At 67.4% G+C, this 14,077-nt stretch carries 7 protein-coding genes; all 7 read right to left on the bottom strand.

The genetic code is table 11. The features are described 5' to 3' along the window. Nucleotides 1-57: 57 nt before the first annotated feature. The 7 genes from IG65_RS0121855 to IG65_RS0121825 all read right to left on the bottom strand — a co-directional run bounded on the left by IG65_RS0121855 (nucleotide 58) and on the right by IG65_RS0121825 (nucleotide 13,987). A complete protein-coding gene (locus tag IG65_RS0121855; protein ID WP_030516810.1) occupies nucleotides 58-1,602 on the bottom strand; it encodes an acyl-CoA carboxylase subunit beta in 1,545 nt (514 codons plus the stop codon). Continuing rightward, a complete protein-coding gene (pks13, locus tag IG65_RS0121850) occupies nucleotides 1,599-6,926 on the bottom strand; it encodes a polyketide synthase Pks13 (protein WP_030516809.1) in 5,328 nt (1,775 codons plus the stop codon). The genes IG65_RS0121855 and pks13 overlap by 4 nt, the downstream gene beginning before the upstream one ends. Nucleotides 6,927-7,169: 243 nt before the next feature. Continuing rightward, nucleotides 7,170-9,092: a long-chain-fatty-acid--AMP ligase FadD32 gene (fadD32, locus tag IG65_RS0121845; protein ID WP_030516808.1), complete on the bottom strand. Its 1,923-nt coding sequence runs from the start codon at nucleotides 9,090-9,092 to the stop codon at nucleotides 7,170-7,172. A 242-nt stretch (nucleotides 9,093-9,334) separates the two neighbouring features. Beyond that, nucleotides 9,335-10,369, bottom strand: a complete 1,035-nt coding sequence (locus tag IG65_RS0121840; protein WP_030516807.1) for an LLM class F420-dependent oxidoreductase — start codon at nucleotides 10,367-10,369, stop codon at nucleotides 9,335-9,337. Between the two features lie 138 nt (nucleotides 10,370-10,507). Next, entirely contained in the window at nucleotides 10,508-11,500 is a 993-nt protein-coding gene (locus IG65_RS0121835) for a cutinase family protein (RefSeq protein WP_051756619.1), read from the bottom strand. After that, a complete protein-coding gene (locus IG65_RS0121830; protein ID WP_169812448.1) occupies nucleotides 11,497-12,045 on the bottom strand; it encodes a DUF732 domain-containing protein in 549 nt (182 codons plus the stop codon). Before IG65_RS0121830 ends, IG65_RS0121835 begins: the two co-directional genes overlap by 4 nt. Nucleotides 12,046-12,178: 133 nt before the next feature. Then, nucleotides 12,179-13,987: an alpha/beta hydrolase-fold protein gene (locus tag IG65_RS0121825; RefSeq protein ID WP_030516804.1), complete on the bottom strand. Its 1,809-nt coding sequence runs from the start codon at nucleotides 13,985-13,987 to the stop codon at nucleotides 12,179-12,181. Between the last annotated feature and the right edge of the window lie 90 nt (nucleotides 13,988-14,077).

Genomic DNA, 14,077 nt, shown 5'->3' with positions numbered 1-14,077 from the left:
CAGCGCCACCCGGACCGCTCGTGCGGTGCGGGCGGCGCTGTGCGCTCATGCGCCGGTCTACAGCGGCAGCAGGTGGTGTTTGCGCGGGTTGCGCTGCAGGCGCTTGTCACGCAGCAGCGTCAGCGCCTTGCGGATCTCCAGGCGGGTCGCCGAGGGTTCGATGACCGCATCGATGTAACCGCGCTCGGCCGCGGGCCACGGGGTGGCCGCGGTCGCGTTGTAGAAGTCGATCATCTGTTTGCGGATGGCCTCACGCTGATCCTCCGGGGCCGCCTCGAGCTGGCGACGGCCGACCAGGCCGACCGCCTGCTCCGCACCCATCACGGCGATCCGGGCGGTGGGCCAGGCGAAGTACACATCCGCGCCGAGGGCCTTGGACCCCATGACCGCCCAGCCGCCGCCGTAGGCCTTGCGAACCACGACGGTGACCTTCGGAACCGTCGCCTCCACGAAGGAGAACAAGAAGCGGCCGCCGCGCTTGATGACGCCGGCCTTCTCCTGCTCCAAACCTGGCATGAAGCCGGGCGTGTCCACAACCAGCACCAGCGGAATTTCGAACGCATCGCACATCCGCACGAAATGCGAGGCCTTGTCGGACGCCTTGGCGTCGAGCGCACCCGCCAGGTACATCGGCTGGTTGGCGACGACGCCGACCGACCGGCCGTCGACCCGGGCGAAACCGGTGATGATGTTGCGGGCCATATCGGACCCGACCTCGTGGAAGCCGCCGTCGTCGAAGATCCGCAGCAACACCTCGTGCATGTCGTAGCTGGCGTTGTCGGAGTCGGGGACGAAGCTGTCGAGTTCCAGATCGGTTTCGGTGATCTCGGGCTCGAGCCCCGGATTGACGATCGGTGGCTCCTCCTGGCAGCTCGACGGGAGGAAGCTCAGATATTCGCGCGCCCACTCGAACGCCGCCTTCTCATCCTTGGCGACGTGGTGGATATTGCCCCAATCGGCCTGGTTGTAGGCGCCGCCCAGCTCGTCGGCGCTCACGTCCTCACCGGTGGCCTCGCGAGTGATCTGTGGGCCGGTGACGAACATGTGCGCGGATGCGGTGGCGATCACCACATCCGTACAGATCGGCTGATATACCGCACCGGCGGCACAGTTGCCGAGGATCAGCGACACCATCGGCACCGCACCCGAGAGCGATTCCTGAACGATCGCCATCTCGCCGTACCAGCGCAGCGAGGTCACCGCCTCCTGCACGCGCGCGCCGCCGGAGTCGTTGATGCCGACCAGCGGGCAACCCATCTTGGCGGCGAAGCGCATGAGTGAGGCGACCTTGCGGCCGAACATCTCGCCGACCGTCCCGCCGTACACGGTCTGGTCGTGGGAGAACACCGCCACCGGCCGGCCTTCCACCAGCCCGTGGCCGGTGACCACACCGTCGCTGTACAGCGAGTTCTTGTCCGCCGGATTGCGAACCAGCGCACCGATTTCCACGAAGGTACCCGGGTCCAGCAGCATGTTGATCCGCTCGCGCGGCGAGGGGATACCCTTCTTGGCCCGCTTGGCAATCCCCGCTTCGCCGGCCGGCTCCTGCGCGAGTTCCAGCTTCTTCCGCAGGTCGGCAAGCCTCTCGGCGGTCGTACTCACTGCTCTCCCTTCCCGGGTGCATCGTCGGCTTCGGTGCTGATCGCGGCCAGTTTCCGGGTGAGGTCGGCACCGATCTGCGCGACGCGCGGTTCATCGATGATCTGGAGGTGGTCACCCGGGATGTGGATGACTTCCAGGTTGGGGATGTAACCATCCCATCCGCCGTTCGGCTGCCGATCGGCGAAACGAGGCTCGAGCTCGATGATGCCGTCGTGATAGCGGTCGGCGAGATAAAGCGTCACATCGCCCTCGTAGTGCGACGGCTGAGCCTTCTGCAGATCGCGGCCGTCGAGCCAGGACGTGCGCTGATGCTCCAGCACACCGCCGGGAATCTTGACGTCCGCGAACTTGAGCAGGCTCATGATGATCTCGTACTGCTCTTCGTCGGATGCCTCCGCGAGTTCCTGCAGCATCTCCTCGTCGAGTTGTCCCTCGATGCCGTAGGTCTTCTGCGCGAACGCCTGGAAACGCTCGATCCGCGCGCGGCGGCCCTCCGGCGACGGGTCCTCGTCCTCGACCGGGATCGCCAGGTCGATCAGACCGACGAGCCGGACGTCGTCGCCCTCGGCACGCATGATCTGAGCGACCTGCAGGGCGAACACCGCACCCAGCGACCAGCCGTAGAGCACATACGGGCCGGAGGGGAAGATCTTGCGAATTTCGGCGGCGTATTCGCGGGCCCGCTCGGGAATCGAGCCCTCGATCCGCTCGAAGCCGTACATCGGAGTGCCCTCCGGCAGCCGCTTGAGCAGCGGCTCGTACACCAGCGTGTTACCGCCCGAGGGGTGGAAGACGAAGATCGGGATCGCGGTCGAGCCCTCGGGCAGCGGCCGCAGCGGACGGATGAAGCCTTCGACCTCGGTAGCCGAATCCTGGTGTCGGCGAACGATATCCGACAGCTGTTCGATCGTCTCGCAGTCGAGCACGTCGTCGACGTCGATGGTGCTGCCGACCCGATCCGACAGGCGCGCGGCCAGCTTCTCCGCGGTGTCCTCGTCGAGGATCGGCAGGGTGTTGAAGATGCCGCCGGCCGACTTACCGGTCACCATCGCCCAAGCCGCGAAGGTCAACCGCTCGGCCGCATCACGCGGGGGCACATCGGATTCCGGTTCCTTGGTGCCCGCGTCACGGCCGCCGCCGAACACTGCCGCCGCCTGCGCGGGTGCGGTGCCGTTCTCGGATCCGGTCTTCGCATCGGCCGCGTCGCCGGCGGGAGCAACCGTCTCGGCCGGCTTCGGCTCGGCGGCCTGCACCTGCTGCTTCACCGCCGCGGCCGGGTCCTCCCCGGCCTCCATCGCGGCGCGCGCGGCGGCGACGAAGTTGTCGTCCACTGTGAGCGAACCACCCTCGGTGGCTTGCTTTTCCGCCATGGCCGCGACCTGGTCGCGGTGCTCGATCGCGTAGCGCAGCACCTTGCCGACCTCGTTCAGGCTGGCATCGCGTACTGCGGAGACCTGCAGCGACGGGATGTCGAATTCGTATTCGACGCGGTTCTTGATCCGCATCGCCATCAGCGAGTCGAGCCCCAACTCCATCAGCGGGATCTCCATCGGCAGATCCTCCACGGCATAACCCATGGATTCCGCGGCGATGGTGGCCAGGCGCTCCTCGACGGTCTGCGTACCGTTCGGATCCCAGCGTTCGCCGAAGCTCTCCGCGACGACGAGATCGGCTGTGCCGCTGTCCGTCTCGGCCGGAGCGGGAGCGGGCTGGACCGCGGGAGCCGGTGTTCCGTTGCCAGACGACGCGCTCGCGGTGACCACCGCATCGAACAGCAGCCGGAACGCATTGCCCTCGCGGACGTGCACCTGCACCGAGGCTCCGCCCGGATGCGGGGTGAGCGTCGTGGTCAGGGTGCCGGACGCCGGCAGCGGGGAATGCGCGACGGTCGCACCCAGTGCCACCTCCGACAACACCTGCGCCGCAGCCGCATTCACCAGACCGGCCAGATCGGTGACCGCCGAGGCCGCGACCTCCCAGGCGTGGCGGCCGTCGGGCAGCGCCACGTGCGCACCGGGTGCGCGACCGCTGCCCGAACCCGTCGCGATGCTGACCTTGGGCCAGTACTCCTTGCGCAGGAAGGCCGTTCGCGGCACGTCGGCGTAGTCACCGGCGGGCAGCAGCGACACCAGGTCGACCGGATGGCCCTGCACATACAGCTGGGCGAGCGCGGAGATGACGCCCGCGGCCTCGTCCTCCTTACGCTTGAGCGTGGGGATCAGGGCCGCGTTGTGCACACCGGCGGCGAAGGTCGTGCCCATGACCTGCATGAGCGCAACGGAATTCGGCGCCAGTTCCAGGTAGGTGGTGATGCCGGCGTCGACGGCGCGGCGGATCGCGTTGGTGAAGTACACCGAGCCGCGCATATTGGTCACCCAGTAATCGACATCGTGTACCGGGTCCGAACCGGCCTTGTACACGGTCGCCTTGTGCACGGTCGAGTAGAGATCCGTGGTCACCTTGGTCGGCTCGATACCGGCCAGCTCCGCGGCCAGCTCGCCCAGCAGCGGATCCATCTGCGAGGTGTGTCCCGCGCCGCGAGTCTGCAATACCCGGGCGAATTTGCCCTCGGCCTCGGCGCGCGCCACGATCGCGTGCACCTGGTCGGGCGGCCCGCCGATCACGGTATTGGTCGGCGCGGCGTACACCGCCACCTCGAGATCCGGATACTCCGGCAGCACCTTCTCGATATCTTCGGCGCTGTACTCGACCAGGGCCATATTGCGCACCTGGTCGTCGGTGATCATCTGCTCGCCCTCGCCCATCAGCCGCGAGCGTGCGCAGATCACCCGCACCGCGTCCTCGAGCGGGAGGCCACCGGAGATGTAGGCACCGGCCGCCTCACCCTGCGAATGTCCCACCACGCCCGCCGGTTCGGCGCCGTGCGCACGCAGCAGCGCGGCCAGACCGAGCTGGATGGTGAACACACCGACCTGCGAGGTGCCGACATCCCAGTCCTGGGCGTCGTCGAGAATCATCTCCTTGACCGAATATCCGGCCTCGTCGACAACCAGTTCGTCGACCTCGTCCACGGTCCGGGCGAAGATCGAATTCTCCAGATAGAGCTGCTTACCCATCTTCCGGTGGTGCGAGCCGAATCCGGCCAGCACCCACATCGGGCCCTGGGCGGCCGGGGAATCGGCGGTGAACACACCCGGTCCCGGCTTACCGGCGGCGATGGCGCGCAAGCCGGCCACGGCCTCCTCGTGCGTCTTCGCCAGCACCACGCCGCGCGAACGCCCGTGGTTGCGCTTGGCCAGCGACCGTGCCACATCCTCGAGCGGAGTCGCCTGTCCCGCTTCGGATTCCAGCCAGTCGGCGAGGTCGCTCGCCGCCCGGCGACGGCGCGACGGCAGGTAGGCCGAAACCGGCAGGATCACCGGCAGGGGCTCGGTGCGTTCCTGCGTCCACTCGGCAGCCTCGGCGACGGGCTCGGGTTCGGCCAGCGGATCGTTGCCCTGGATGATGGCCTCGGCACCGGCGAGCACATCGGTCGCCTCGTTGTCGAGTTCGGCGTCGAGCTCGGTTTCGGCCGAAGCATCCTGCGCCGCATCGTCTTTCACCTCATCGGTGGCGGCGGCCGGTACGTATTCCTGGATGACCACGTGCGCGTTGGTGCCACCGAATCCGAATCCGGAGACGCCGATGGTGGCGGTACCGCTGTAGCGCGGGAATTCGGTCGGCTCGTCGACGACCTTCAGGTGTGCCTGATCGAACGGAATGAAGGGGCTGGGCCCCGCGTAGCCGATATTCGGCGGAATGACGTTGTGCTGCAACGCCAGAATCACCTTGGCGAGGGCGGCGGCGCCGGCGCCGGATTCGAGATGTCCGAAGTTGGTCTTCGCCGAACCCAGCAGCGCCGGCTTGTCGTCTTCGCGCCCACGGCCGACCACCCGTCCGAGCGCGTCGGCCTCGATCGGATCACCGATCGGCGTACCGGTGCCGTGTGCCTCGATGTAGTCGACGGTCGAGGGCGCGATACCGGCATCCCGGTACGCGCGGCGCAGGACATCGACCTGGGCATCCGGATTCGGGGCGACGATGCCGTTGGAACGGCCGTCGGAGTTGACGGCAGTGCCTTTCACGACCGCGAGAATTCGATCTCCGTCGCGTTCGGCGTCGGCCAGGCGCTTGAGCACCACCATGCCGGCGCCCTCACTGCGGACCATGCCGTCGGCATCGGAGGAAAACGCTTTGATGTGGCCGTCTTTCGCGACCGCGCCGATGGAGTCGAATCCGAGCGTGATCGCGGGGGCCAGCAGCATGTTCACACCACCGGCCAGCGCCACGTCGGCGTCGCCGTTGCGCAGGGCGCGCACCGCGTCGTGCACCGCCACCAGGGTCGAGGAGCACGCGGTGTCCACGGCTACCGAAGGACCGCGGAAATCGTAGAAGTACGACACCCGGTTGGCGACGATCGCGGTGGAGCCGCCCGTGAGGGCGTAGGCATCGGCCGAGGCCGGAGCGTCGGTGTCCGACTTGCCCAGCCCCAGTGCGGCGATCAACGAGAAATCGTTGGTCGAGGTGCCGATGAACACGCCTACCGATTCACCCTTGAGGGTATTCGCCGGAATTCGCGCGTGTTCCAACGCTTCCCACGTCAGCTCCATCATGAGCCGCTGCTGCGGATCGACGCGCTCGACCTCGACCGGCGACATCGCGAAGAACTCCGCGTCGAAGCCCTTGATCACATCCTGGTCGAGATAGCCGCCGAGGGTATTGCCGTTCTCGACGGCCGCCGCGATATCCGGATCGGCCAGGAATTCGGACCAGCGGCCCTCGGGCAGCTCCCGGATGCCGTCGCCCCGGTTGATCAGAAAATCCCAGGTCGACTCCGGCGTATCGCCTGCTCCGGGCAGTCGCGTGGACAGACCGACGATGGCGATATCGTGCGCCGCCCCCGGCTGGTATCCGGCGGTGTAGAAGGCGTCGTCGGCCGCCTCCTCCGGCGCCTCCGGCTCACCGTTGATGATCCGCTCGGCGAGCGCCGCGATCGTCGGGTGCTGATACACGATCGTCGCGTTCAGCAGGACGCCGGTGAGCTCTTCGATATCACCGCCCAGGGCGATCGCGTCACGGGAGGCCAGGCCGAATTCCTCCATCGGCCGGTCGACCGTGATCTGCTCCATGGGCTGGCCGGTGGCGTCGGCGACCCAGCGCTGCAGCCACTCGCGCAGCTCGGCCACCGACATATCGGTGCCGCCGGATTTCGCCGTGCCGCCCGGTTCGGTCACACTCTGTTCGGTCGCAGTGGTCTGCTGCTCCACCTCGGCGTTCGCGTCGCCGGTGGTTGCCGTCGTCTGGGTGCCCTCGTTGTCAGCCATCAATTCCTCAAGCTACCTGTGTGCGAATGTTGCGCGGGCGGGGATTGACAGCCGATTCGCCGTCATGTGGATAAGTCGCGGGTTGTGGACAACCCGCCGGCAGATCGCGTCCCCCGGCGAATTCCACACCGCTGCGGGCTGCCGGCCGGCCCGTCGAACGGGCACGTCACAGCGACCAACGGACCGGCCGGGGCGACGAGAAACCCCGATCTCGGCACGGTGGGAATTCACCGGGAACACGACTTACTCTTCGTCCGGTGCGTCGGGGAAGGCCTGCTGCTGATAGCCGCCGCGCAGGGTGCCCTCCAGATACGCGGCCCGGCACGCCCGGCGTGCCAGCTTGCCGCTCGAGGTACGCGGAATCGAACCGGCGGGCACCAGCAGCACGTCACGCACGGTCACGCCGTGACGCTGCGACAGCGCACCGCGCACCGCGTCGGCGATCGGCTGCGGGTCGGCCTTGTGCGCGCCCGGGCCCCGCTCGGCCACGATCACCAGCTGCTCGGAGGCATCGTCGGCGTCGTACTTCAGACCGGCGTGGCTGTCCGAGGCGAAGACCTCGGCCGGCAGCTGGTTGGCCGGCACCGAGAACGCCGCGATGAAGCCCGGGCGCAGCATCTTGCTGGCCTCCTGCGCGGAGAACTCCAGGTCCTGCGGGTAATGGTTGCGGCCGTCGACGATCACCAGGTCCTTGACGCGGCCGGTGATGTACAGCTCGCCGTCGACGTAGACGCCGTAGTCGCCGGTGCGCAGCCAGATCGCGTCGTCCGGGGTACCGGCGGCGTGCGAGCCCTCGGCCTGGCGGTTGGTCAGCAGGTTCTTGAAGGTCTTGCGAGTTTCCTCCTCGCGACCCCAGTAACCGATGCCGATGTTGTTGCCGTGCAGCCAGATTTCACCGACGCGGCCCTCGGGCAGCTCCTGCGCGCCCTCGGGGCTGTCGATGGATTCGGGGTCGACGATCGCGGCCCACTGCGACAGCGCGATGTAGCCACAGCTCACCTGCGCGATCGCGTTCGGCGCGCCCTGGTCGACCTTCACCACGCGGCCGGCGTTGAGTTCGTTGCGGTCGACGTAGATGACCTTGGCCTCGTCCTCGGCCCGCGTCGCGGAGACGAACAGGGTCGCCTCGGCCATGCCGTAGCAGGGCTTGATCGCGGTCTTGGGCAGCCCGTAGGGGGCAAAGGCCTCGTTGAACTTCTTCATCGACGAGGTGGTCACCGGCTCACTGCCGTTGATCAGGCCGATCACGTTCGACAGATCCAGCGTTTCGCCGTTCTTCGGCAGACCGCGCGCCGCGGCGTGCTCGAAGGCGAAGTTCGGCGCGGCGGCGAAGGTGCCGGCACCGTCGGAGACCGCGGCGAGCTCGGAGATCCAGCGACCCGGGCGCCGGACGAAGGCGCTCGGCGACATGATGGTGATGTACTTACCGCCGATCGCCGGCAGGATCACGCACAGCAGGCCCATGTCGTGGTACAGCGGCAGCCAGGTGACACCGCGCGAATTCCAGTCCAGGTTGATGGCGTGAACCATCTGCAGCAGATTGGTGCCGACCGCCCGGTGGGTGATCTCCACGCCGGCCGGGGTCCGGGTCGAACCCGAGGTGTACTGCAGGTAGGCGATGTCGTCGACGGCCAGATTCGGCCGCACCCAGGACTCGCCGAGAGTGTCGGGCACTGCGTCGACGGCGATGATGCGCGGACGCTGCGCGGCCGGCAGCGGCCGGAAGAACTGGCGCACGCCGGCGGCCGAGGAGCTGGCCGTCAGAATCGCCGACGGCTTGCAGTCGCCCAGCACGGCATGCAGGCGGTCGGTGTGGCCCGGCTCGTCCGGATCGAACAGCGGCACCGCGATGGTGCCGGCGTAGATGGCGGCGAAGAAGGAGATCACATAGTCCAGGCCCTGCGGCGCCAGGATCGCCACCCGGTCGCCGGGTTTGGTCACCTGTTGCAGGCGAGCGGCCACCGCGCGCAGCCGGACGCCGAATTCCTTCCAGGTCAGGTCCTGATACTCCCCGTCGCGCTCGCGGGAGTAGTCGATATAGCGATACGCAAGATCGTTCGCATCGTTGCGGGTGTGCTTCTCGACGTAATCGACCAGGGTGCGGCCCTCGGGAATTGCGATGTTCCCGGTTTCGTCCAGGTAATCGTCGAAAGTCTCGTCCGTCATTCCTTCTCCTCCGAGGCACACGCAGCACGGCGACATGGCCGCTGTTACCTGTGAGGCCCCGACTCTCTTTCACCCGCGGGCGCTCTGTGGTGCGAGAGCATGCCTGCAGCTTTTTCCGGTGGTCTGCGCGGTGACCACCTATCGGCTAGATGTACTCGAGCCAGGGACATGTTACAGAGCAGGCCCCGAAGCGGTCTCCGGAGCGAGCCGAACGATTCCCCGGCTTGCACGGTGGCGACTCGCTACGGCTCCTCTCGCAGCAAGGGGATCACCGGTGCGAAAGCATCCATCTGGGTCGGAAACACTCCGACATAGGACATCGATGTCAATCGCCGCACGTTACGGATCTGCTCGGCGATCTCCTCGAATGTGCCGATGGCCACATAGGGCGAATTCAGGATGTCTTCCACCGACAGCTGGACATCGACCTCGAGATCCGGGTGCAAACCCTTGTCAAGGGCGGCCAACGCCATCTCGGCCGTGCGCTCGCGATCGTCGGTGATCACGACGGCGGTGATGGTCCAGTTGAGTTCGATGTCGGGGAACCGGTCCCCGGCGGCCTCCTTGATGAGATTCACCTTCTCGATGGTCTTCTCGAGGGTGATTCCCGACAGCAGGCCCTTACCGGTCTTGGTCGTGCGCGGCACGACCGAGATGATGTCGGCGTGCTTGGCGGCCAGCCGCAACATCTTGGGGCCGCCACCGCCGGTCACCAGCGGCGGGCGCGGGCCCTGCCGCGGCCGCGGCGTGCCCTTGATGCCGCGCACCTGATAGTGCTTGCCCTCGAAATGGCATTCCTGCCCGCGCAGGAGCACATCGAGAATGGTCAGCGCCTCGTCCAGCTTCTCCAACCGCACGCCCGGCGATTCGTAGGGCAGGCCGGCGGCTTCGAATTCGCTCTTGATCCAGCCCGCGCCGACGCCGAGTTCCAGCCGCCCGCGCGAGAGCACGTCGATGGTCGCGGCGTCCTTGGCCAGCACCACCGGATGCCGGAAACCGTTGGCCAGCACCGAGGTTCCGATCCGGATGCGGTCGGTGGCCACGGCCAGCGCGCCGAGCGCGGCGATCGGTCCGACCTGGGGGCCGAGGTGGTCCGGAATCGCGAAGGAGTCGTATCCGTATTCCTCGGCCTGCTGGGCGAGCTTGACGAATTTCCGCGCACCGCCCTCCTGCTGATTTCCTTCACCGGCAGCAGCGAATCGGAACGCGCGCGCCGGAACACCCAGCGCTGTCATCTCGACACCGCTGGTCGCGCCGGCGGCGGCGGCTTCTGTCATGAACTCTCTGCTCCTGGCTGTGCGGATGTGCGCTGTGGCGCGATCATCGCTGCACTTTACAGCCTTCACCAAAATCTGAGTGACCCTCGGGTTTACTTTTTTCCCGGGAGCTCCGGCGACCGCGGTCACCGCTGGTCGTCAGCCGTGCGCCGGGTGGGGCGCGTCCTTGATCAGCCCCTCGGCCCAGGCGGCCGCCCATTGGGTGGCCGTGGTGCCCTGATCGTCCACCTGGAAGGTGTTGTAGAGGCTGTGCACCGGATTGCCCACGGCATGGACCAGGGTCATCAGGCTGGGCACGACATTCACCGGATTCAGCGCCTGCTGCGGGGCGTCGCAGATCAGATCCCCGGGCGCGCAGATGGTGTTCGTGCGCCCGGCCAGCGAACCGAAGCCGGCACGTGGCCCCGTCATGGTGATGCCCGGAACCGACAGGCCCTTCAGCGCGACCTCCGCGCCCACACCCGGCGGGGAGACCCCGATCTCACCGGCCTGCCCGGGCCCATTCACGCGACGGCCGTCGGCGATCAGCGTCACACCGAGAACCTGGTCGGCGGCGACCGGTCCCTGCCCGGCGCCGATCTGCGCCGCGATATCACCCGCGATCACGGCGCCCTGCGAGAATCCGGCGATCACATAGTTCGTGAGCGGGCAGTTCTTCGACATATCGGTGAGTTCCGCCAGCGCACGCTGCGTACCCTCGGACCGGCTGTTGTTGTAGGACGATTGACCGTCCGGCGGAAGCGCGATCGGATTTGAGAATTGCGCGACGTAGGGGACGGTGTAGACGTCGAGCCGGGACTCCGGGAACTGCTGGCGCACCGGATTGGTCACATGCAGCATCAACGACGCCGGATTGGCCGTCGGATCGTGCGGGTCGTCGTTGCTGTTCGACTCCCAGGTGCCGGGAATCGCCAGTAACTGCACATCCGGGCAGGAGGCGGGCTGGCTGCTGGGCTTACCGGGCTTCGGCGGTCCCGGCTTCGGGACGTGCAGCCGGCCCGCGAGCACGAACCACAGCACCAGCGCCACGATCGCCACCAGGACCGCGATCAGCACGAACAGCAGACAGCCCGGCCGCCGGTTGCGGCCGGGACCGCCCGCGGCGTATCCGGAACGTCGTCGCGCGTTCACTTGTTGCAGTAGGACTGGGTCGCGACGTCGATGTAGATCTGGCCCGCCTGTTCAACCGACATCTTCTGCGGATCGAAGGACGGGTCGGTGCCCGCCATCGCGTTCACGAACGTCTTGACCTCCTGATCGGAGGCGCCGCTCGCCTTGCTCTGGCAGACGTAGTTGGCCGCGGTGATCGCGATGTCCGGGCTGGACGGATTCACCCCGCGCTTCTTCAACTCGTCCAGATAGGCCTGATCCTTCGCCGACAGCTGCGTGTTGTCACCCGAGTTCGGCTGCGCCGGCTCCGGACGCTCGTTCGCGGTGCTGGTGGCCGGGGCCTGTTCCTGGGTGGGCTCGGGCGCCGCCGGCGCGCTGTTCGGCGCACTCTGCGCGGGCGCGACCGTGGCGGTCGTGGTGGACGGCTTCAACGTGGGCGTGCTCGACGCCGTGGAATCGTTACCGCCGCAGGCGGCCAGTAATCCCGTGGCCGCCAGCGCGACCATGATGCCGGCGACCTTGCCACCGGCGATGTACCGTTCTCCGACCGGACGGGTCCGAAGCATGAATCGTGTCCTCGATCTAGTTCGCTGAGGGCTAGAACTCCTAGCAGGTCGCGCTCCAGGTTAACGGCAACCGGCGCGGACAGGGATCCCATGGCCGGAACCCTCATCAACCACTTAAAGGTGATTTATCGCCCTAGGCTCCGTGTACCTCGGGCGGTTTGCCGTCGCGCACGACGACGAATCCGGTCTGGAAGTTCTGCTGCACGCCCCCGGGCACCGGGAACTCGTCGCTGATGGGGTAGCCGAGCTTGCCGTTCTCGAAGCCCTGCTGCCCCCACGCGTCCATGATCGGGCCGTTGCGCACGGCCCATGCCCCCGAGAGCGGACTCCAGTAGATGTTGCCGCCCTCGAACTTGCTGTAGCGGCCCAGATCCTTGGTCGGCTGTTCCTCGGCGGCCGGGAAACCGAGCCAGCTGTTCTCGAAGCCCATCTGCGCGTACTTGCCGAGGATCAGGCCCTGCACCCGGTGCGCCCCGGTCTTGTCGCTGAAGTACATGGGACCGCCCTGGAAGCCCTGCACCACGCCGTCCTTGTTCGGCGTCCTGGCCTCCGGCCCGGTCGGATAGCCGGCGGGTCCACGTTCGAAGCCCTGCCGCTCCCATTCGGCGAGAATCGCGCCGCGGATCACCTGGGCGCCGGTCTGCGGCGTCCAATAGACCGAACCGCCCTGGAAGGTCTGGAAGCGGCCCTGACCGTCCGGCAGTGGCTGTTCGGCGGCGGTGGGCAAGCCCAGCGGGCCGCCCGGTCCGGCCGTCGCCTGGTAGGTCCCGCCGATCGCTCCCGCGACCGCATGCGCGCCGGTGGCCTGCGACCAGAACATCCGGCCGCCCTTGAAGTCCTGCGCGCTGCCGTTGGTCACCTGGTATTCGCCGGTAACGCAGTCACCCAGCCACTTGTCGATCTGCACGGCCGCGGCGACCGCGCCGTTCACCGCGCAGGCGGGTTTGTCGGCCTCCACGCCGAGCGCGGCCGCGGCCTGTGGCCAGGACTGACGCATCTCGAAATCCCAGTACGGCCACGAATGTGTGCCGGAGGGGCGGTAATTGGCCTGGACCGGGATCGACAGCTTGTTCAGCTTGTCGACGAAGTTCTGACTGGTCAGCCGGGACAGCATTTCCAGGCCCATCCCGGCGTAATTGGTGCTGATGCCCGGGATGTCGGAAGGCTTGTCGAAGGCACCGGTGGTGCCGCTGCCGGCGGAAACGTACAGGCTGATGCCCTTGAGCTTGGGCGCCAGCTGATACGGATCGTGTTCGGACCACTCGGCATTCGTCGGCGGACCCCACATGGCGTTGGCGTCGAATCCGCCGGCGTCGCGCATCGCGAACATGATCGCCTGTGGCATACCGACACTCGTGGTGGTGAGGAAGCCCGAATATGATGCCGCGTACTTCACCCAGCCGGGATTGCGGCCGGCCAGGAACATCGCGGCCGTACCGCCCATCGAAAGCCCCTCGACGCCATGGGCATCGGTGGCGCGCCACTGGTTCTCCAGCAGTGGCGGCAATTCCTTGGTCAGGAAGGTTTCCCACTTGTAGTTCTTGCCGTTGTCCTGCTGCACCCAGTCGGAATAGAAGCTCGACTGGCCGCCGATGGGCAGCACCACGGTGACGTTCTTGTCCGCGTAGAAGTCGACGGCCCCGGCATCCTTGGTCCAGCCGCTCTCGTCGTCCTGAGCGCGCAGGCCGTCGAGCATGAACAGCAGTGGAAATCGTGCGTCCGGGCGGGAATTCCAGTCGCGGGCCAGCAGTAGTTGCACCTGGACGGGTGAACCCATGGACGGCGAATTCACCCACAGGGCGACGCGGCGATCGGTCAGCCAGACGACCTTCTCGATCGTCGCCCCGGCCGGTGCGGGCACCGCGGCGGGTTCGGCGCATGCCGGGAGCGGTGCGACGCTGATTCCGGAGGCGATCGGCACGACCACGGCAGCGGCCAGCATCGCGAGTCGTCGACGGCCCCAGCGGCCGCGACGAACCGTCCCCCGTCTACCAGATGCCACACCTGCCACAGGAGTGTTGTACCGCGCCCG

The organism is Nocardia sp. NRRL WC-3656 (assembly GCF_000720265.1).
GTDB lineage: Bacteria > Actinomycetota > Actinomycetes > Mycobacteriales > Mycobacteriaceae > Nocardia > Nocardia nova.
The sequence above is the reverse complement of the archived record's forward strand: the minus strand, read 5'-3'. Positions and strand labels throughout refer to the sequence as shown.